The organism is Shewanella sp. YLB-07 (genome assembly GCF_009377275.1).
This window is the reverse complement of sequence record NZ_VOQB01000011.1, coordinates 155,912-175,684: the sequence shown is the minus strand read 5'-3', so window position 1 is coordinate 175,684 and position 19,773 is coordinate 155,912. Positions and strand designations below refer to the sequence as shown.

General features: G+C 48.6%; 26 protein-coding genes. 3 read left to right on the top strand and 23 right to left on the bottom strand.

Annotated features, from left to right (window positions below):
- Positions 1-57 precede the first annotated feature (57 nt).
- The 21 genes from FS373_RS22120 to FS373_RS22025 form a co-directional block, all read right to left on the bottom strand.
- A complete protein-coding gene (locus FS373_RS22120) occupies positions 58-1,326 on the bottom strand; it encodes an SUMF1/EgtB/PvdO family nonheme iron enzyme (RefSeq protein WP_227993136.1) in 1,269 nt (422 codons plus the stop codon).
- Positions 1,323-1,904: a phage tail protein gene (locus tag FS373_RS22115; RefSeq protein WP_152830630.1), complete on the bottom strand. Its 582-nt coding sequence runs from the start codon at positions 1,902-1,904 to the stop codon at positions 1,323-1,325. Before FS373_RS22115 ends, FS373_RS22120 begins: the two co-directional genes overlap by 4 nt.
- A complete protein-coding gene (locus FS373_RS22110; protein WP_152830629.1) occupies positions 1,904-2,572 on the bottom strand; it encodes a phage tail protein in 669 nt (222 codons plus the stop codon). Before FS373_RS22110 ends, FS373_RS22115 begins: the two co-directional genes overlap by 1 nt.
- Complete coding sequence (locus FS373_RS22105) at positions 2,572-3,759, bottom strand: baseplate J/gp47 family protein (protein ID WP_152830628.1); 1,188 nt, start codon at positions 3,757-3,759, stop codon at positions 2,572-2,574. The genes FS373_RS22110 and FS373_RS22105 overlap by 1 nt, the downstream gene beginning before the upstream one ends.
- Entirely contained in the window at positions 3,740-4,096 is a 357-nt protein-coding gene (locus FS373_RS22100) for a DUF2590 family protein (protein WP_152830627.1), read from the bottom strand. The genes FS373_RS22105 and FS373_RS22100 overlap by 20 nt, the downstream gene beginning before the upstream one ends.
- On the bottom strand, positions 4,093-6,753 hold the full coding sequence (locus FS373_RS22095; RefSeq protein WP_152830626.1) for a phage tail tape measure protein: 2,661 nt from the start codon (positions 6,751-6,753) through the stop codon (positions 4,093-4,095). Before FS373_RS22095 ends, FS373_RS22100 begins: the two co-directional genes overlap by 4 nt.
- 41 nt (positions 6,754-6,794) lie before the next feature.
- Positions 6,795-6,938 carry a DUF6890 family protein gene (locus FS373_RS31615; protein ID WP_194165919.1) on the bottom strand — a complete coding sequence of 48 codons (144 nt, stop codon included), beginning with the start codon at positions 6,936-6,938 and terminating at the stop codon, positions 6,795-6,797.
- 41 nt (positions 6,939-6,979) lie between these two features.
- Positions 6,980-7,246 carry a putative phage tail assembly chaperone gene (locus FS373_RS22090; RefSeq protein ID WP_152830625.1) on the bottom strand — a complete coding sequence of 89 codons (267 nt, stop codon included), beginning with the start codon at positions 7,244-7,246 and terminating at the stop codon, positions 6,980-6,982.
- Positions 7,243-7,509, bottom strand: coding sequence for a hypothetical protein (locus FS373_RS22085; protein WP_152830624.1), 267 nt, complete (start codon positions 7,507-7,509; stop codon positions 7,243-7,245). The genes FS373_RS22090 and FS373_RS22085 overlap by 4 nt, the downstream gene beginning before the upstream one ends.
- Positions 7,506-7,895 (bottom strand): 3TM-type holin, encoded by a 390-nt coding sequence (locus FS373_RS22080; RefSeq protein ID WP_152830623.1) that lies wholly within the window; start codon positions 7,893-7,895, stop codon positions 7,506-7,508. The genes FS373_RS22085 and FS373_RS22080 overlap by 4 nt, the downstream gene beginning before the upstream one ends.
- A gap of 2 nt (positions 7,896-7,897) precedes the next feature.
- On the bottom strand, positions 7,898-8,446 hold the full coding sequence (locus FS373_RS22075; RefSeq protein WP_152830622.1) for a glycoside hydrolase family 108 protein: 549 nt from the start codon (positions 8,444-8,446) through the stop codon (positions 7,898-7,900).
- The gene (locus FS373_RS22070; RefSeq protein ID WP_152830621.1) at positions 8,443-8,646 is read right to left on the bottom strand and encodes a TraR/DksA C4-type zinc finger protein; all 204 of its coding nucleotides are present in this window, start codon (positions 8,644-8,646) and stop codon (positions 8,443-8,445) included. The genes FS373_RS22075 and FS373_RS22070 overlap by 4 nt, the downstream gene beginning before the upstream one ends.
- Positions 8,647-8,671: 25 nt before the next feature.
- Positions 8,672-9,121 carry a phage protein gene (locus tag FS373_RS22065; RefSeq protein ID WP_152830620.1) on the bottom strand — a complete coding sequence of 150 codons (450 nt, stop codon included), beginning with the start codon at positions 9,119-9,121 and terminating at the stop codon, positions 8,672-8,674.
- Positions 9,122-9,160: 39 nt separating this feature from the next.
- Entirely contained in the window at positions 9,161-10,267 is a 1,107-nt protein-coding gene (locus FS373_RS22060) for a DUF2586 domain-containing protein (protein ID WP_152830619.1), read from the bottom strand.
- A 4-nt stretch (positions 10,268-10,271) separates the two neighbouring features.
- Positions 10,272-10,922 (bottom strand): phage virion morphogenesis protein, encoded by a 651-nt coding sequence (locus tag FS373_RS22055; protein ID WP_152830618.1) that lies wholly within the window; start codon positions 10,920-10,922, stop codon positions 10,272-10,274.
- Positions 10,919-11,422 carry a phage tail protein gene (locus tag FS373_RS22050; protein ID WP_152830617.1) on the bottom strand — a complete coding sequence of 168 codons (504 nt, stop codon included), beginning with the start codon at positions 11,420-11,422 and terminating at the stop codon, positions 10,919-10,921. Before FS373_RS22050 ends, FS373_RS22055 begins: the two co-directional genes overlap by 4 nt.
- On the bottom strand, positions 11,419-11,880 hold the full coding sequence (locus FS373_RS22045) for a head completion/stabilization protein (protein WP_152830616.1): 462 nt from the start codon (positions 11,878-11,880) through the stop codon (positions 11,419-11,421). The genes FS373_RS22050 and FS373_RS22045 overlap by 4 nt, the downstream gene beginning before the upstream one ends.
- Positions 11,881-12,000: 120 nt before the next feature.
- Positions 12,001-12,633 carry a phage terminase small subunit gene (gpM, locus tag FS373_RS22040; RefSeq protein WP_227993134.1) on the bottom strand — a complete coding sequence of 211 codons (633 nt, stop codon included), beginning with the start codon at positions 12,631-12,633 and terminating at the stop codon, positions 12,001-12,003.
- A 38-nt stretch (positions 12,634-12,671) separates the two neighbouring features.
- Positions 12,672-13,247 carry a methyl-accepting chemotaxis protein gene (locus FS373_RS22035; protein WP_152830614.1) on the bottom strand — a complete coding sequence of 192 codons (576 nt, stop codon included), beginning with the start codon at positions 13,245-13,247 and terminating at the stop codon, positions 12,672-12,674.
- Positions 13,248-13,323: 76 nt separating this feature from the next.
- Complete coding sequence (locus FS373_RS22030) at positions 13,324-14,352, bottom strand: phage major capsid protein, P2 family (protein ID WP_152830613.1); 1,029 nt, start codon at positions 14,350-14,352, stop codon at positions 13,324-13,326.
- A 58-nt stretch (positions 14,353-14,410) separates the two neighbouring features.
- On the bottom strand, positions 14,411-15,289 hold the full coding sequence (locus tag FS373_RS22025) for a GPO family capsid scaffolding protein (RefSeq protein WP_152830612.1): 879 nt from the start codon (positions 15,287-15,289) through the stop codon (positions 14,411-14,413).
- A gap of 208 nt (positions 15,290-15,497) precedes the next feature.
- On the opposite strand from FS373_RS22025, the gene FS373_RS22020 reads away from it, so the two are divergent.
- Together FS373_RS22020 and FS373_RS22015 are read left to right on the top strand one after the other, a co-directional pair.
- Complete coding sequence (locus FS373_RS22020) at positions 15,498-17,294, top strand: terminase large subunit domain-containing protein (RefSeq protein ID WP_152830611.1); 1,797 nt, start codon at positions 15,498-15,500, stop codon at positions 17,292-17,294.
- Entirely contained in the window at positions 17,276-18,307 is a 1,032-nt protein-coding gene (locus FS373_RS22015) for a phage portal protein (protein WP_152830610.1), read from the top strand. The genes FS373_RS22020 and FS373_RS22015 overlap by 19 nt, the downstream gene beginning before the upstream one ends.
- Positions 18,308-18,441: 134 nt before the next feature.
- Here the strand turns inward: FS373_RS22015 and FS373_RS22010 are convergent, their stop codons facing one another.
- Together FS373_RS22010 and FS373_RS22005 are read right to left on the bottom strand one after the other, a co-directional pair.
- Positions 18,442-18,831, bottom strand: a complete 390-nt coding sequence (locus FS373_RS22010) for a hypothetical protein (RefSeq protein ID WP_152830609.1) — start codon at positions 18,829-18,831, stop codon at positions 18,442-18,444.
- Complete coding sequence (locus tag FS373_RS22005; protein ID WP_152830608.1) at positions 18,828-19,238, bottom strand: hypothetical protein; 411 nt, start codon at positions 19,236-19,238, stop codon at positions 18,828-18,830. Before FS373_RS22005 ends, FS373_RS22010 begins: the two co-directional genes overlap by 4 nt.
- 252 nt (positions 19,239-19,490) lie before the next feature.
- Here FS373_RS22005 and FS373_RS22000 point away from each other — a divergent pair, with 252 nt between their 5' ends.
- Positions 19,491-19,742: an ogr/Delta-like zinc finger family protein gene (locus FS373_RS22000; protein WP_152830607.1), complete on the top strand. Its 252-nt coding sequence runs from the start codon at positions 19,491-19,493 to the stop codon at positions 19,740-19,742.
- The last annotated feature ends 31 nt before the right edge of the window (positions 19,743-19,773 follow it).

Sequence of the window (19,773 nt, the reverse complement as noted above, 5' to 3'; positions counted from 1 at the left end):
ACTAGCTGGTATTAATAGCGCTGCGCTATCGCACAGCAACCAAAGCTCCAGTGCTCACTAAACAAAGAAAGCTGGACGGAAACCAACGTGACTGCTCGCAAGCGAGCGCGCGTTATAGAGGTTGAGTGCGCCGAGGCCGGCAGTGGACCCCTCGTGCCAGTTGCCTCCACGGCGCGGGAGCCGATCGCCATAGTTACGCGCATAGATGGCCCCGGGTACATTGGTCGCTGATGCCGATTCGATCAGCAAGCGGCGCAGTATCTCAGATGGCGTATAGCTCACCCCTTTAGTAATGCCTGCAAAGTTGCTGCCGTGCATGTAAGGGTAGTCATGGCTGTCATCATCGACCGGACCGTTGCGCTTAGTAACTGCATTGTTGAGGATCGGCGCGCCTACATTGCCATTGCCAGTTTGGCTGTCGCTGGGCGAGTCAAAATAAGCGCCGTGGCGATGCCAGTTGACCTCGGCTATGCTGGGGTCGTTATCAAGCGTGGTGATAATCTGGCCATCGTCCAGCTTCATTTGGTCTAGCCACTCCCATACATTACCGACTAAATCCTGAACCCCCCAGGCACCATGATCGTGCGCCCAAGTTTTCGGCCCTTTACCTGTATCTGTGCGGCCAGTGCCTGCGGTGTCGCCTGGCATGCCATTATCGTGACGGCGAGCTGTTTCTAATTTATTTTCGTGACTGCGACCATAGTTAGTATTTCCACGCGGCACAGTGCCATTGGCTAGCGACCACAACGCAATAGCGGCCCATTCATGGATTGACATCATATGCCAGCCATCACCTTTACTAGAACACAGGTCTTTGGCTACATCGTAATTCACCAATGTGCGAGGCTGCGCACCACCTACAACACTGCAGCCGCCATTGGCACCAGCAGAAGCTAGGTATTTAGCAATATACACTTCCCCACGAGGCACTCCGTTAGTCTGGAACATGGTCGGAATGCCGCTACCCAGCTGCAAATCTGCACCGGTAAGCTCCAGTATTTTGGCATTGAGATCTTCATAGTTAAATCGCGGCACCCGAACCATAATGTTCGAGTTGCCCTGAGCATCAATTAAAATAGTGTTTCGGCCACCGCTCGCATCTTCAATGGCCTTTTTATGGCCCTCAATCGCATGAGTGGTGAGCTCGCCGACCTTGGTATTGTAATCAGCCTCGGCGCGAGCGATAGCATCATCGGCTTTAGCGTCAAGCTGGCCCATCTTGCCTGCCACTTCAACCGCCAATTCATTAGAAGCGTTTGTCTGCTCATTTGAAGCCGTAACTGCCTTGGAGACTTCATTCATTAAATCATCTATTTGCTGTGTCATCTTTCATCCTCTAGAGCTCGGATCCGCTCGCTCAATGTCATATTCCAGTGCACATTTTTTACGATTTTTGCATTGGCGTTAATAATGGTGGTTGCGTTAATAGTCGTGCTACTTTGAATTTGCACAATCTCATTTGAATAGTCATACATCCAAGATTCTGCTGAGACTTCAACGGGAACGGCATCAGCCAAGCCTAAATGCTCTAAGACAAAGTTGCGGCTGATGGTGTTACCCTCAGTGCTCCCTGCTGTTTTTACTTTCTGGGTTGTGGGGACATAGGCAAAAGCAATTAGCTGGTTATTATGAGCAAGGCCTATCCAGTTAAAATTAAAATCACCCACATCGGGTAGCAACATCTGACTAAATGTCACTCTGTTTTTATCGATGATGCCGTACTTTAGCGGCGCCGATTTATTCACTATTTGACTAAGCGGCGGCATAGGCTCATCCGACGGCTCTGGCGCCCTAAAATCCAAACCTGGTATAAAAGCGAATATAAACTCATCAACAATAAAGTCGCTTACATTGCCAACCGCCAGCGCAATGTATTGCTCACCATGGGTCGTTAATCGTGCCATTAGGCCCTCCTTACGTATAAATGTTGGTAGTCGTTACTGCACTCGGTCGCAGGCACTGCAATAGAGCCATAATGCGCAAACTCGCTACTGCTTAGTGTTGTGATGGTAAATGTTTGAAAATCTTGGCACGCCTCGGTAATAGCCACGCTATTTACCGCCACCCGTGACGACAAGTGGTCGTATCGTCGACAGGTTCTGCCATAGCTTTGAATGAGTTCGGCTAGCAAAGCCTGATTAGTCGCTATTTCAGTGTCGTCAATTTCGATTGAAACCCTGTCCCAATCAAGCCCTTCTTGACGCTCTTTTATGTTGACCACTCGCAGACCCAGCCTGCTCATGATCTTGAAAAAGCCCTGAGTACTGCCCGCATCTTTTGCATTAATAAAGGCATAGGCCACCCGTTTACGGTACAGCCACAAGGGCTCATCTCTGAAACGGGTGATGTTACATTCCCACGCCTTTAAATTGAGCATATCGAGTGAACAGGTCAGCGGGTCTTGCTGCACCAACGGCCAGATAAACCAGCCGCGCACACGTTGCCAGAATGACTGCATGCCATTGCCTAGCATGGCGGGTTCTTGTGGCTCGGGGGCGGTGGGCAAAGTGACCCCATCCATCCACCAGGGAAGAGTCAGCTGCGGCAGCTTGGGATTATTGTCTTCAGGCATCACGCCACCCCTCTGTTGTTGATGGTCAGGCTGCCGATCCGTGGTATTTCAAGGTCGTTTATTAGGTCACCATTGGTGAAGCGAACGCTCTTGAGGTGCGGTAGTTCGGCATGCAACTCGCTGCTCAGGATAGAGAAACTAAATGTGCTCAAAGGTAAGGTTCTGGTCAATGTCTGGAATTTATCGGACTCACGAAATACGGCGCGAATGCGTGATTCGATATCCCCTTCCAACACGGCTATTTCTTCGTCGCTGATGTTACTCAGGTGCCAAATATCGAGTACGAGATCCGTTGATATTGCCGAAATGGCTTGAGCCCTAATATCGTCACCATGACCGTGATGGCCTTGGGTGTTAATGTAATCGTTAATGTCATCAATCATGGCCAGTGGCGTTTCGCCTACATCCATCATTACATGGCAATTTGCAGTACCGGGTCCACGCGGCGCTTCGTGTTCGAAGTAGAGCGAGTCGCTACTGATACCCGCAAAGGTCGAGATCGCCGCGCGATACACCGCATCGATATGATAATTCCCCACGCTCGCAAACTGATCACGTATGCGCAGAGCCAGCTCATCGTCAGTTTCTTTATTGGCGCCCGCACGGGTTATCCAGTCGCCAACATTGGTGACCGACTCAATACCAGCTAACTCTTCCGGCAACACGTAGTAATACCCCGTCCCTAAGTTATGGCCTGCACCAGCGGTGTTGGCCTCACACAAAACGGCGGCGGTTTGGGTACCTGCAGGGATCACGGTATCGGTCAGCACCAACATTTTATAAAGCGCGCCCAGGGTATTTTCGGTTTGTACTACCGTGCCCGCCTTCACCAAAATATCGGCATTGATATCAATTTTGGTGAAAGTGATATTGCCCTGGGTCTTGACTGCCAACTTGCGCTCGAGCCCTACATCCCATGCCTTAAGCTCTAAATAGAGTTCGCTTGCCGTGGCGGCGAACATGGCGGGCAATACATGTTTTGCCAATAGAGTCTTGATAAGCCATAACACAGGCGTAACCACACAGACCGAGAAGAGTTTCCAGAACGGACTCATGGCGCTGTCGTTACTGATAATGGAGTTTGCAGCCATAACATCGGCTTCGAGCAGTGCAGTCACCCCTTCGGCGGTCAGCGGCACTCCTTCACTTTCTAGTAATTTTTCAAAATCAACTTGTGGGCGTGACATACGTTACCTCAGAGCTTAATTGGCCAAATTCGTAGGTGGTGGCGGTAATAGCGATTAACTCGGGTGTGCGAATGTCTAACTCGATAGACCCCGGCACCAAGCGGGTATCCGTTTCGATCAGCAACTCTATCTCGGTATAAACATCGCTGCGCAGTGTGGCGCTGCGCTGAGCCAGTAACTTAGTCACAAGTCCGGATTCCATCAGCATGTGTTTCACATCTTGAGCGATACTGGCGCGCGTGTTGGTGAGGTTTGGTTGTGCCCCGACATCGAGAGACAACGCACCATCGACAATTAATAGGTCGCTATACTTAGCTTCATTTGCGTTAGCGGTCATCCTGTCATTAGCTCCTGTTGGTCAGCGATTTCAGCAAGGCTAAAGTTCTTTGGTGGATGCTTAATGATCACATCGCCAAAGCTCAGGCTCTTGCTGTTTGATTGGCTAGCCACCCTGTTAGCCTTGGCACTCATTGCCGCTTGTTGATTAATACGTGGCTTAATGGCGTTGGCCATAGACTCATTAGCTACAGGCTTAGTATTGAGCAACTGGCTCAAGGCTTCGGGCTGATAATCATCTAGCAAGTTACGCTGCACATCGAGCGACTGATTTAACGGCTCAGGCAAATAGTTATCAGGCTTTACCAGCTGCAGATGCTGTTGCTGGATCACAGCTTCAGGCTGATAAGGTGATGGTAGCGTTCGCTGCACATCGAGCGACTGATTTAATGGCTCAGGCAGATAGTTATCAGGCTTTACCAGCTGCAGATTTTGTTGCTGGGTCACAGCTTCAGGCTGATAAGGTGATGGCAGCGTTCGCTGCACATCGAGCGACTGATTTAATGGCTCAGGCAGATAGTTATCAGGCTTTACCAGCTGCAGATTTTGTTGCTGGGTCACAGCTTCAGGCTGATAAGGTGATGGCAGTGTTCGCTGCACATCGAGCGACTGATTTAATGGCTCAGGCAGATAGTTATCAGGCTTTACGAGCTGCAGATTTTGTTGCTGGGTCACAGCTTCAGGCTGATAAGGTGATGGCAGCGTTCGCTGCACATCGAGCGACTGATTTAATGGCTCAGGCAGATAGTTATCAGGCTTTACCAGCTGCAGATTTTGTTGCTGGGTCACAGCTTCAGGCTGATAAGGTGATGGCAGTGTTCGCTGCACATCGAGCGACTGATTTAATGGCTCAGGCAGATAGTTATCAGGCTTTACGAGCTGCAGATTTTGTTGCTGGGTCACGACTTCAGGCTGATAAGGTGCGCCTGCATTCAACCAAGGGCCATTCACGGGGGCCGCGTTCGCTACATCATTGGCAGCGGTTTGCTGCATCCAGATGGGTACCGCTTGCTGATTATTTTCTGTTATCACACCTGGAAGCTGATTTTGTGGCGCCTGGTTTAAATCGGATAATGCAGGGTCAACCATGGTCGGGATCAAATCTATCTCGACACCAGGAATGTAATTCAGTTTGTCGATATACCAATTCAGGTAATCAATAAACATGCCCTTTAGTGAGTCCCACGCATTGCTAAACACGCTCACTAAACCTTGCACCCACTCCCAACTCCCCATGGTAGCGACCAGATCATCCCAGTAATAAATCAGGGCGCCCACTGCGGCTATGGCTAAAACGATACCCGCAACAATCAGGCCTATTGGGTTGGCGTACATGACAAGATTAACGGCCAGCATCATGCCTCGCAGTGATGCCATGCCAGAGGTTAACAAGGTATTGATGCCCGCCCACGCCATCGCCGCCACCCCGTAGGCAGTCATGGCCATTTTGCCAACGCCCATCATCACGGTGAAAGCACCACCTGCAGCTACGAGACCAAGAATGGCAATAGCGGCATAACCAAGAACGCGGGTTAAGTTAGGGAAGGTTTGAGTAAACCAGAGTACTTGTTTACCCATGTCGGCTACCCAACCAACAAACTGATTGAAAGCCGGTAGTACTGCAGAGCCAAAGGCGGCGCGGATAACGTACCAAGACTGTGATAAGCGTTCGCTCTGGTCTGTCATGGCAGCGGCCATCTTTTCAGCCTGCCCCATGCCTTTGACTTGACCGAGTTTATTAATGGAACTACTGAGCCCGTCCACATCTTTTAGCAGTAATTGGATTAACGCTGTGGCCTCACCCGAACCAAACGCACTAGTCACCTTGTCGATATCTGCTTGAACCGACAGTTCACCGAACTGTCCTTGCAGTTTTTGCAAAATATCAATCATCGGCAGCATCTTCCCTTGGCTATCAACGAAATTCATACCCAAGGCTTTCTGTGCTTTACCCGCTCCAGCTAAAAATGATTTGTATTTAGTGGCGGATTCCCCACCCGCCATGGTGGCTTGTAAGGTACCCATAATTGCCATTTGCTCTTGGAGCGGTGCAAGTCCAGCAGATGCGCCTAATGCCCCAAATGCATCTGACATTTTTTTACCATCGGTTTTAAATGCTTGAACAGCCGTAGCAGTCATACCTGTTAGTTGCTCAACCCAATCACTTTTTCCCATGGCGTTGGCATCGTTTTTAAAGATACCGTACATGGTGCCCATGTAATTGGTGATGGTGGCCGCATCAGCCTTAGTGGCGCTAGCGAGTACGTTTGAAGCCAGCGTGAACTGAGACAGATCTGAGTCACTCAGCCCTGAAATGGCCGACTGAATATCATAACTCGAGCTGACAAACTCGGTGGCAGACTTGCCATATTTGAGCGCGTATTCATAGGAGGTGTTAGCCAACTGCTTAAGGGCAGAATCTCGCACCCCTAGTGATTTTACTTCGCCCAACACCCTGTCCATCTCGATGGCTGGCATGAGTGCGCTTTGCAGTGCATAACCTGCCGCCGCCATACCTGCCACGCCCGTGGCCATCTGCATAGTGCCGGCTTGGTAGTTAGACGCCAGCCCATTGAACTGCTGACTGATCTTAGCAATCGGTTTAGTGATCTGGTCAACAAGACCAACGGTAAACATTAAAGGTTTTGGTAGGCTCATTGGTGATCACTCTCCTCTTGTTCTATGGACTAACCTGACTGTTAACCTGAGAAGGCCCTGTTCACGCCATTGGCGGTGACTATTTCAAGGCTCTCTAAATGGTGCTTATGCAGCCAAAGCGCTCGGGCTATCGACTGCTCACTGTCATCTTCGTGTGGTAACTGATGTCGACGAATAATCAACATCTGCTCCAGCTGGTTGTTATCTATTGACTCAACCAGCGCGGTTATTTTTTTACTGCTATTTCCAGAATTGGCGCGAATTCACCTTTCAGCGTGCCCGCGATCTGCACTTCTGCACCAGGTGACTCGGCGAGGAGGTTTTTCAACTCCTCTTTCTGAGGTTTATCGATGGCGCGCATTACAAAATTGTGCGAAGCGCTGCACATCGATCCACCGCGAGATATGCTATCGACAAAATCTGAGTGGTCATTCACGGTCATGTTAAATTTAAATTCTGTGTTGCCTATGGTGAGGGTCACTGTCTTTTTCATGCTGCATCCTTATCTTTTCTGTTGTTAAATAGTTCTTTGAGGTTGTTAAATCCGTCTTTCATTTGGCGCTCGATACGGTCACCCAAATCTTTCACATCATTTTTTGTGGCATAGGTTTCGGCCACATGGGTTTTATGATCGCTAAGCTCTTTCGCCGTAGCTTTGTGGGCGTTATATATCGCGATAATCACAGGCACTAGCACACCTAAAATCAAACTCATAAATGCGATAACAACCGTCACCCAAGTGGCGACTTGATTCATTTAGCTACCCCTTTGATTTTCTCTACAGTGCGTAAACTGGCTAAACCCAGCATGGCAAGAGTGAGCTCCATCATTGCGTCAAGCGGTAACTCTGGAGTGCCAGCATCAGGCCACAGCCATTGCAGCATCGGATTAATAACGAAGGCAAATAGAAAACCGAAACCACAAACCCACATCAAAAACGGACGAGCTCCCGCCACAAAAACCGACCGGTGCTGCACGGCCATGGTGTTAGCCAGCGCCTGCATCAACATAGGCTTCTGCTTAATTTCTAATAAGTCATTATCAAGCTGCATTCGTTCTTCGTCAGAGGTAAACAGGGCATCACCCGCCTTGCCTATCGCTTCGATGGGGTTAGTGCCTAAAATGGTGCTAAACCAGCTCATAGCTACAACTCCACTATTCGAGATATCCAGCCAAACTGATACTTCTCTTGGCTTTCATCGTTTACGGCAATATCGATACAAAATGCAATCCGAAGGCCCCGAACAGTTTCAGTAAGCACCTTTAACCCTTTGCGCTTTCGGTGAGTTAAAAACTTGCCCAAAGCATTCAATGTACGGCTACCAAATATCCCGTCAGCTTTAAGGTCCACGTATAAGGTTTGGCGATTATTCATCACGTTTAACGTTGTCTGCAACGCCTTGGCAGCATGGGCAACACCTGAGTTAATGCCAAAGTCGAAAAGTTGCTCGGTCAATGCTTCGCTGTGCAGGCTAATCTCATCGAGCTTTAGCGGTGCCCAATAAGTGGTTTGGTAGATATGAAAAGCCATCTCATAGGGCAACAACTTCATTTCACCTTGGTACCCGTGGACACGAGCCGTTTTCAACGTGATGCCATACATGGTTTCACCGCCGCGATCGGTTGGGTCATTAACGTAACCGCCCTCTCGTTCGATCAGTTCTTCAATCAATCTGTTTTTTAATTGGCTCATCGTTTACGCTCGCTTATCGTCTGACACTCGATACACAGTTCAACACCTGGCACCGCTTGCTGCCTTGCTTGACTGATAGCCTCACAACATTCGATACAATGGCGGGCGCTGGACTTTGCAGGTTTAGCTAACATGCGCCGCGTCCTGGCTCTCTCTTCTGCCCGTTGTTCATGCTTTACCGCTAAATCTGCATCATCCATTTTCTGGCCCTCACTGAACTTTTAATTACTGAACGATGTTTTCTATTTCATCGGGGCGCAGGTACGGCACGCCATCGATATGCACAAAATCAGGGCTGGTCACATCGAAAGGGAGTTTAAACAAGCTGGCGCTGCCACCCTTTTTATCGATATCGAGCAGATCACTTAACTTGATACGGCAACCGAAACACTCAACCTTCATTTCGTCTTGTGAAGTTTTGCCATAGAACTGAATATCGAAATTTTCTAGTGCTCGCCAAGAACCGGCTGACTTAGCCTGCTCACTGATTAACTTAAAGTTGGCAGCGTTAACGGTTAGCTCACCGCTTGCCGCTACATCACCATCGACGGCACCATCTGGCACACCACCTGTTTGTGATACAGCACTGTTGTCGGTAATGGTTACCGAGGCACTGTCCACTTGGATCATGGTGTCGCCAATGTGGGTGCTAAAATTCATTCCTGATAAACGCATGTTGCTTGCTCCTCAAATACGTTGCGTGAGTCTCAGCGTTTAAAGAACGCTAAGATCCAACATGATGTTGACTGTGATGGACTTAGGGCTGTTGTATGGACGCACAACCATGGCGATAGTGACTTTGGTTTTACTCATCCAGACGATGGCGATATCACCATCACGCGGTGGTGTAATATCACCGGGGAACGGCACCCCATTTACAGTGGTGGTTTTACTCATCGCCCGCAGCGGCTTCATAAAGTAAGCCTTGTTTAACTCGATACTTGCAGGGGTTGAGTTAAGAATGCGATTACCCACACGCAAGATGGCGCGAACGCGCACTTCGCGGCTTGCCTTGTGTACTACGCGCAGGTTTTCAATCACCTGATAATCGCCGCCTTCGACTTCAAGGGTTGAACCATCGCCCCAATAAGTGCCTGCAACATCCGGGTACCACTGGGGCACACTGAGTCGCGCCTTGGCTAAGGTGTTGAGGCTGGCCAGTGATAGCGGGGCTTCGGCTGAATCGGTTGGCATAATGCCCAATCCGGCAACTGAGCCTGTGGCCACACGCATAGGCGAATCTGCGATGCTGACACTGCGGTTACATAAACGGCCAGCGAGTACTCCCGCGTTATTGCCATTTAATTGAGGTACCGGCACCACTAACGGCAGGGCTAACCCCGCAACAAGGGCCACCATTTTTGCTTCATAGACGGCCCATGTTTCGGTGTCTTTATCGATGCCAGGTAGTGCAACGATGGCTGAGCACCAACGACCGTGTGAACCCTGCAGAGCTAATACGGCATCTGAAATACCGCTGATAGCTTGCGCTGTGGTTTGAACGTCACAGACAACCACAGATTCAAAGCTCTGTACTTCGTTAGCGTGACCAATGGCTATTGCTATAGTTTCTGCTGCAGCGAGTGGATAAGCTGCCGCTGTCCAGTTCTGGCCTGCGTTAAGCTGTGCGACAATCAGCTGTTTGCGCAGATCACTGTCGACAAACATGGCCTCGAGATCACTTTGGGCATTGACAGAAAAAAGCTGACTTTCCTCTTCTGATTTACCTGCTGAACCTACAAACAGGAAATGGCGCTCAATCGCTTGCACCTCGCCCTGTCCTTGGTTTTGGTTGTTGATGGTCACTTCACCTAATGACATAGGGTTATCCTCTTAATTGATTTAACAATGTGGCTATTTCGGCCTGCACATTGGCAGGGGTATCACCCAAGAACGGGCGAGCAGGTACTGGGATCGGCCAGCGTTGTTTGCTCGGCTTATTGCGTAACTGCTGCAAAATGAGTGAGGCCTTACCCTGTGACAGGTTGGCCATGATTTCGCTGATGCTGGCTTTACGGTAGTTGCGGCCTTTTTTACGCTTAACCTTGTAACCTTCTGCCGCTAACGCTTTCGCCTGGGCGCGGGTACAAGGGGCTTTATAATCTGGCTGACCATGAATTCGGGCCATACGCTGTTTGTTCATCTGCTCGACACCACCGCCTTGCTGGCGTGCAGCAATTCGGCCTGTAAAGCTGGCTTTGTGTTTAAGCTCTAATCGATTTGAGCTTTTTACATAAGGCTCTAATGTTCGGCCTAAGCGCTTTAACAGCTTGGTTTTCTTGCCATCACTGCGAGGCGTAAACTTTTGCCCTGTAACCGTTTTCTGTTCACGTATGCGTTTGCGGGCCTTGGCTCGCTGGCTGCGGCCTAACTTTTTCAGCAGTGCTACACGCTTGTTAGCCGGCAGTGCCAGCAAGGTGAGTTGATGCTTAACCGTGAGGGCATTTTTTGAATTTGGGGTGATGACTAGACTCATGCATCACCGCCTGTATCACTATCAATAGTGACCACTGTATCTATGGTTTCGGCCACATTGACCGGGGCAAGATCAATCCGATATTGCTGGCCATTAAATAAAATGGATCCATTGGCGTCGGGGATCACTTCAATGTTGTCTATCAGCTCTAATTGGATAAGTACCTGAGCGTGGTCTTTGCTGATCACGTCGATATCGAGCTCAGGATCCGCGAGTTGAAAGGTGTCGCGCTCACCGCCATTATCGATAAGGTATGCGGCAACCATAGCCAATAAGCTATATGGGTTAAGTTTACGGTGAGGAAAGCGCTCAATTGAGATGACGGCGCTGTGCTTCCACTTCGCCAGAGCGAACCCTTGAAGCCCTAGATCTTCACCAGTGATAATTAAAGTGCCGTGCTCTTGCCAGGCATCAATATCATTGGCCTTAATCACAGACCCTAAGCTAGTGAGCAAAAACTCGGTGATGAGTTGCAATTGGGTTTTAGTTAGCACGCTCATAAGCTGTGCACTCCGACTCGGCCAAGGCCAAGCAGCAGGCGAACGCTGCGATTGCTTTGGGCTAAAATGGTGTCTTGCTGTTCTGGGTCTTGCGCCTTGTTATTGCCAGCGTCTTTTTGGTCTACGGCGGAAAAATAGCCCAGAAGATCGGCATGACTACGGGCATACACAGCCCCGCGATAAATACTTTTCTGCTTCTCTGTAAAGTCAGGGACTGAGCTTTCGCTCAGGGTAAAGGGAGCGTCCGTACCCAGTTCATGGTTGGAGACCACTTTGATTAACACTTGCTGAACTTCGGTGCTGCTGCGATTGAGAGAATCGGCAATGGTTGCCTCTTCATACATTTCAGGAATACGGCGGTGCTGACGAAATTCGCCAGTCGACAGTTCAGGCCAGCCGCTATCTGTGTCGATAGCAATGCTTGCTTGTTCACCTGAGTTAAATCCAAATCCGCTCATATCATCATCTCGAATCACAACAGCTAATTGGGTTCAGTGCGGTTAGCGTCGACGTGGTTATTAACAGTCACCTGTTAAACACTCGGCTAGCGCACTGGAGGGTTGGGAGTCGGTCCCTGCTTACGTGTCTTGAGAGCTATAGGCCTCGAGGGCACGTAAACGCATATCAATCTGGTTTCTTACTGTCTTTACCCCAGCGTGCTTATGTAGGCTGGCCGCTTTTTCAAGCAAGCTGTCTGCCTGCTGCAGAAGATCCGCATCGCCGATAGTGCTGGGCTTAACTTCGCCAGTCGTGCTGCGCAGTAAGCTGAGACCCTTGAACTTATAGAACTTAGCGGTGATGGGCTCAGCCAGTTTCCAATGGTGTGCAACCTGGTTAAATACTTGGGTAAAGTAAGGTTCAACACTGCGGCCATGCTCTGCCTGAGTCTCGCTCCAGTCGAATACCGTATCTGAGATAAAACTCGGCCACTCGCGGCGAATACCTGGCGCCTTAGGTTGGCCCAGTTCGATGGCCTTAAACGCCAGCTCAAGAGCTCGGCCAAAGTTATCGATATCGAACAGCCAAATAATGCAGCGAGCAAATAAAGGGTTGTCATAGGGTTTTTCTCCACTTGCCACTTGGGCTAAGTACTCATCGACTATGGGTTGCCACTTGGGCAGCAACACCTCGCGCTTGTGAGTTATCTTGTCTTGCCGTCTGGCGAAGCCCTTAAGCTTTTTCAGGTCGGCATCGAGTTCTATCAACTGCAAATGCAAACTAGGGGCGTATGATGCGCTCCCGGTATGCGCTACTTTTTCGAGCTGTTTTTTTGCTTGGCACTTTTCTCTGAAGGCGAGGATTGAGGCCCCGCCAACGGCTTTTTTAGCTCTGCGGTCACTTCTTTAAGATCGGCTGTGGCTTGGCTTGCCTCCACTGCAGCATCGGCAATAGTGGAGGCGCTGTCGGCCACATCTTCGGCGGTGTTCGATAACTCAGAAGCAGAGCCTGCGGCATCGTTGGCAGCATCATTCAGAGTGCCGGCTGTTTCATTTACCGTGTCTGCGGTGTCAGCTAGGTCATTAGCGGCAATGGTTGCCGTATCGGCGCTGCCTTGTAGCTCACCGCTGGCTTGCTCAATCTCTGGTTTAGTGGTGTCTGCTTGCTGTTCAAAGAACATATGAACTTCGCCATCAACAATATGCAGCCCTTGTTCAACAAAGCCTTTAGCGACTTGCAATGAATTATCCAGGTCACAATTGAATACCGTGGCCAACAGCCTTAATGCTGCATTTTCTGGTTTTGGTTTCTCTTGCAGCTTTTGGCTTTCAGCTTGTGTGGCCTTAACTGCATCACGACGCTTTTTAAAATTTGCGATGGCACTCATAGCAATGTCCTTGGTTCATCTATTTTTATTCGGCGGTAGTAAATTAATGAGGCACTCATTGAACGCCTCAGTGCTCTTATACTGCTGGGGCTGCACCAATGTTCATATTGGCTTCATCGATAGCGGCATAGCCTTCAAACTCTTCGATGGCATAACCTTCTTGACGCCAATACTTATCTTCATGTCGCTTACGGTCTTCAACATTTTCAGACTTACGATGACGGGTACCTCTCTGGGTATAGATGTGCAGATTGGAGAGCAGAGTGACCACAATACGTTTACCAGGGAAAAACGGCGGCGTATAAGCTGCTAAACCACCGATGTTCTTATCCATCTTCTGTGCGGCTACTCTTTCAGTGGGTTTATCAGCAAGGTTCATCATCTTAGTTTGAGCTGTAGCAGTAAGATCACTACCGACTAGCACCACGAGGCGAGGATCATTACGAAGCGTTACATGAATGAGCGAATTCTTCAGCTCAGTCACAATGGCATCGAGAGTCTTATATTCTCCATTCTTCAACACACCTTCGGCATCAGGGTTAAAGTAGATAGGATCTGTCATTATTTGGTCTGGTGCTTTCTCTTTGACGACTTGATGCCAGCCTTTGTTTACGTCTTGGCCCATAGGGTTAGCAACGGGATCTGAATCAATAGCTATCGAGGTGCCGTTGAAGCCAATGCGTAACAGGTCGAGTGCAAAACGCACGGTAGCGTTATTACTCATCAGCTGCATAAACTGATTCGCAGTACCTGAATTCGCCCACACAGACAACGTGGCCCAGGTCACAACCGAACATGAATCGGTTTCAACTAACTCATAGCTATGACCATCAACATCTTGATCACTGGAGAAACGGCCATTTTTCTTACGACCGGTAGCAATGCCGTAGTTACCAACCTTAACCACTTCACCTTTTATCTGGTCCACATCCATGGTGGTGATCAATGACAAAAACTGTACTGATTCTAACAAGGCAGCTTTTAGCTTACGTTCCATCGGTTCGGTGACGCTAAACTGATGCTGTACATCGTCAACGCCATAGCTCTTGGCCATGTTGGCGCAATATGCTTTTAATTGTGTCTTGGCTAATGGGGTTAAATTCATAGTGTGCTCTCTTACTAAAAATGGCGACAGGGTTCAGGCGTTATGCATTAGTTAGTGCTTAAACAACGGTAAAGCTTTCGCCTTGACCTGCCGGATCAGGCTCTTGATTTGGGCTTTCTTGCTTAAGTGCGGCAAAGTCCTTAGTCAGCTTGTCGGTCTTCTCGGCAATGCTAGTAACTTTTTCTAGTAGCGTTGAGAACTGCTTACCCGTCACGCCTGTAGATTTATCTTCAGCGTCAGGTTTCACTTCAGGCTTAACTTCTGGTTTTACTTCGTCAGGCTTTTTGCTGAATGACTCAACCTTGCCTTCAAGATCGGCAACTTTATTGCCAAGGCCATCAAGCTTGTCCGATATTTGCTGAAACTGTTCTTTGTTCATGGGTTCTTCCTCAGAAGGTTCGGGTGCCAGATCTGGCGAATTAGATTTAAAGAAGTTCTTCAAAATGCTGTATAGGTGCTTTTCTTGCTTTGGCTGTTCGTCATCGGGATAACCGATAACCAGCTGTTCAGGCGCGCCATATTGATGAGTATCAAAGCGTTCTTTAGTTGAGAACTTAAGGCGGTCGGTACCTAAACTGGCTGGTTCATCAGTTACGCCCAAACCTGTGAGGTAAGCTTTACCCGATTGAGCAAAATTGGGGTCGATTTCGATAGAGGTGTATACCTTTTGGTCTTGCTCGTTAGCAGAGATCAGTTGGGTATTGGGTTTCAATTTCGCGAAAAGACGCAGCTTACCGTCTTGTTCTTCGGTTTTAACTTCGAGCACATCGCCCCAGGCACCATACCAACGACGATGATCCGGCCAGATACGTGCCCCATAATTTTTAGGGTCATAGGTTTCAGCAATGTCGACTAGCCATTGACGCTCAATTGGTACATTACGGAATGTTTGCCCTTCGGTGGCGATACGCACCCAATCTGTTTTCAACTGACTCATATTTGGCTCATCTGTGCTGGTTAATCGATAGTGATATCTGATTTAGGTGGCCAGCATAGCCAGATGAAATGCCCTTAGCACTGGGTTTAGTTCTGCTCAATTCGGATAGTGGCCCCTATCCGAAACAAGCCGAACTTTAGTCCGTTATAGGCTTGAAACTAATGAATACACTGGGGCCAGTTTTCAATAGTGTGAGCATCATTAACCCTTGACTAAATACTCTCCCGAAATACGTGAAGCAGCAAAACGGCTCTATTTAAGACGCTGGACCCCGGAAGAGATCCGCCTTGAACTTGAATTCCCCAATAGCCGCATCGTTTATTACTGGGCTGATAAGTACAGCTGGCGCGATATGCTGCGCGAGGAGGAAGTCGACGAGGCCATTGCCCGCCGTATTGTGTTGCTGACTGAGATCTCAGATAAATCAGGCATGCAGATCAAAGAGCTGGATATGCTTATCGAAAAGCATGTGAAGCTGAAAAAGCAGCGAGCAACACTCGAACGCGCAGCAGCTGGTGAGCAAGATAGCCAAGGCAGCTCTAGTAATAGGTCGGGCAATAAAGGCTCAAGCGAGAAAGCGCAGCAAAGAGGCAAGCGCAAAGGGCGTAAACGTAAGAATGATGTGAGTCATCTCACCGCCGATGATTTCGCCCCATGGTTCGCCACCCTGTTCGAATACCAGAAGACCATGCATGAGAATTTGCATCAGCGTATTCGTAATATTCTCAAGTCTAGGCAGATTGGTGCCACCTATTACTTTGCGGGGGAAGCCTTCGAACAGGCAGTGTTGACCGGAGATCCGCAAATATTCCTGTCGGCCTCCCGAGCCCAGGCCGAAGTGTTCCGCACTTATATTGTCTGCATTGCCCAAGAGTTTTTCGAGATTGAGTTGACCGGCAACCCGATTGTGCTGCATACCGCCCATGGTGATGCTGAGCTGCGCTTCTTAAGTACTAATAGCAAAACGGCGCAGAGTTACCACGGCCATGTGTATGTCGATGAATACTTTTGGATCGGCAAGTTCGATGTGCTCAACAAACTTGCATCAGCCATGGCAACCCATAAGAAGTGGCGCAAAACTTACTTTTCAACCCCATCGACCAAAGCTCACCCCGCTTATACCTTCTGGACAGGGGATCACTGGCGCAGGGGAAAAGCAGACCGCGAATATATTGAGTTTCCCACCTTCGATGAATGCCGCGACAATGGCCGCTTGTGCCCGGATAAGCAGTGGCGCTATGTGGTCACCATCGAGGACGCGGTGCGCGGGGGCTGTCAGCTGTTCGATATCGATGAGCTGCGCGACGAGTACAACGACGATGATTTTAATAACTTGTTTATGTGCATCTTTGTCGATGATGCCGACTCTGTATTTAAGTTTAGTGATTTAGAAAAATGCATGGGCGATGCGGATCACTGGACCGACTTTAAACCCAAGAACCCGAGGCCATTTGCCAGCCGTGAGGTTTGGCTAGGCTATGATCCGTCACGAACGCGCGACAATGCCACCTTAGTGGTGCTAGCGCCGCCCATAAAAAAAGGGGAGAAATTCCGCGTACTGGAGAAACATGCCTGGCGTGGTTTGAACTTTCAGCATCACGTTGCCGAGATACAGAAGATTTTTGCCAGATACCACGTGACCTACATTGGTGTCGACACTACGGGCATAGGCGCGGGGGTGTTTGACCTGATACAAACCCTTTACCCACGCGAAGCCATGGCGATTCATTACAGCGTCAGCAGTAAAATCCGCCTGGTACTCAAGATGATTGATGTAGTGCAGGCGTGCCGGATCAGCTGGGATGCCTGCCACAAAGATATCGGTATGAGCTTTTTATCGATTCGTAAAACCAATACCGCCAGCGGCGACAACATGACATTCAAAGCAGGCCGAGATCAAACCACTGGCCATGCTGACGTATTCTTCGCGATTGCCCACGCGGTAATTAACGAGCCACTTAACCACGCACAAAAAGGTAAATCCACATGGTCCCTGTCGAGATAGCTGCCAATGATGCTGCCAATAATACAGAAGGTAACGAGTCTACTGAGCAGACTAATGCCCCTGTGGTTTTCAGCCTGCCCGAAACCGTGATGCCTAACATGTGGCTCACCGATTATGACTCACTGTATTACAACCAGATGGATGATTACTGGGAGCCACCTGTCGATCGGCATCTGTTAGCAAACCTAACCCGCCGCAATGCCCAACATGGTGGCATAGTGCAGAGCCGCGCCAATATGGCCGCAAGCCGTTATGTCTCCGGCGGCTTGAGTGTACAAGATGTTGAAGCGGCCTTTTTGAACCAGATACAATTTGGCGATGTGGCCTTGCTCAAGATCCGCAACGGTTTTCGCCAGGTAGTTCGATTGTTCCCTCTCCCCAGCTATCGCACTCGGGTAGCCAAAGACGGTGGCGCCGTAGTACTCGAACGCAATCAACAGGTGAAACGCTACAAGGCCAAAGATGTGATCTGGGTGCGCCAGTATGATCCGGTACAGCAAATCTATGGTTGCCCCGATTATCTCGGCGGACTGCAGGCCGCACTACTTAACGAGGATGCCACCCTGTTTCGCCGTAAGTACTTTCTCAATGGCGCCCACATGGGTTTCATCATGTATGCCACTGACCCGAACCTGGACCCCGAAGTTGAACAGGAGATCAAAACCAAGATTCAAGACAGCAAAGGCGTGGGTAATTTCAAGAGTCTGTTTGTCAATATTCCCAACGGTAAAGAGAAAGGGCTGCAGATCATCCCGGTGGGCAACTTCGAATCGAAAGATGAGTTTATGAACGTGAAGAACGTCAGCGCCCAAGACGTACTCAACGCCCACAGATTCCCGCCCGGATTAGCCGGCATCATTCCCGCCAACACCGCAGGCCTTGGCGACCCGGCCAAATATGATGAGGTTTACTTTAAGAATGAGACTAAGCCACTAATCAAGAAGATGATCAATGCAGTAGCGCAAGATCCGGAAGTCGGCGGCAAGTTGGCGCTGGTGTTTGATTTGGAGTGAGATTAACGCAAGGTAGGTGATCTTTGGGGTCAGTTTAACGCCTTGCTAAGCGGAAAATAATGGCTGGCTATAATCGCGAGGCGATGGCCAACTGTCATTTTTCCGTTATAAGCAACTTGTTGTTAGCCATTTTGCTAGTTAGATTTTTGAGCTGAAGATATTAAAGCTCTTAATTCTTTCAAGGTTCTTTCACGTTGTCCCTCAATCCTTAAATCTAATAATTTATTAGTTTGAATTGCCATTTCTGTATGAGACTCCAAGTCCTCAATACGCCTAACCAAAACAGGAATATTATTTATCGTGTCTTTAAGTGCATCTAATTTATCCAACCTTTCTCGATGAATGGAGTCCGTTGGTTTTAATGCCGAGTCTATTTCAGTTTGGACTTTCACAAGTCTGTTGTCTAACTTTGCAATATCTCCTTTAACTGCGGCGATACCACTAAAAAAACCAACCGCACCGGAAATAGCGATAGATCCAACAACTGTAGCTACCTTCTCCCAGTTATCATCTAACCAGCTCATTTAGTGCCCTCCTTAACAAGAGCATTTATAGTTTTAATATCTTCTTGGGTACGTTCAACCCATAATGAAAGAGTCGACTTAGTTTCTGTGTTTGCACTTTCTAAGGCCTCAAGCCTTGATAATAATAATTTCTGCTCATATCCCACTTTTACTAGTTCACTTTCCAAAACCATAAAATTCTCTTTAGATTTAGATGCTTCCGCTACTAATTGGCTAATACTTCTTTCTAGCTTATTATTCTGCGAGAAAGATGCAAAAGAATAAACACCGACAGTTGCAATACTCATAACTACTGTGACCAATGAAGCGATAGCCCAAGAGTATTTTCTTTTTTCAAATTCAAATTTTTTCTCTTCAAGTCGAAATTTTTCTTCCACTAGAGGTTCTATTACAGTCCAATCTGACAATTTAATTCTCCAATTATTTTACTGATATTATTACACAGCCCTTATAAGGTTAGCTACCTTGTAAGCTTGCACCAACCATAGCTCACCCAATGCCTTACAACATTGACCCTGTCGGCATTTTTGTCAATGGATAAACTCTCTTAGCTGTAGGTAATAACGACTCTTGGTTAAGTGTACTGTTTAAAAAAACAGTGCTATGGCGTAAACTACCGGAGTTGAAGCATTAGCATTCATAGGGATTGGGAGATCGGTATGCGAGTAATTTGTCCGGATTGTGGTTCTGTAGCGATTATCGGTAAGACCAACCAACTAAGTCTGGCCCATGCCGATCTGTATTGCTCTTGCAGTAAACCTGAATGTGGCCACACCTTCGTGGCCAATTTAAGTTTTAGTCACACTCTGAGCCCGAGTGCTAAGGCGTCGAGTGCTATTGTGTCTGAACTGGCTCGAGCCCTCTCCCCTGTTCAACGTCAGCAACTGCAGCAAGAGCTGAATCTTCTTTAACAAACTCTAGCGATAACTGTTTATAAATCGC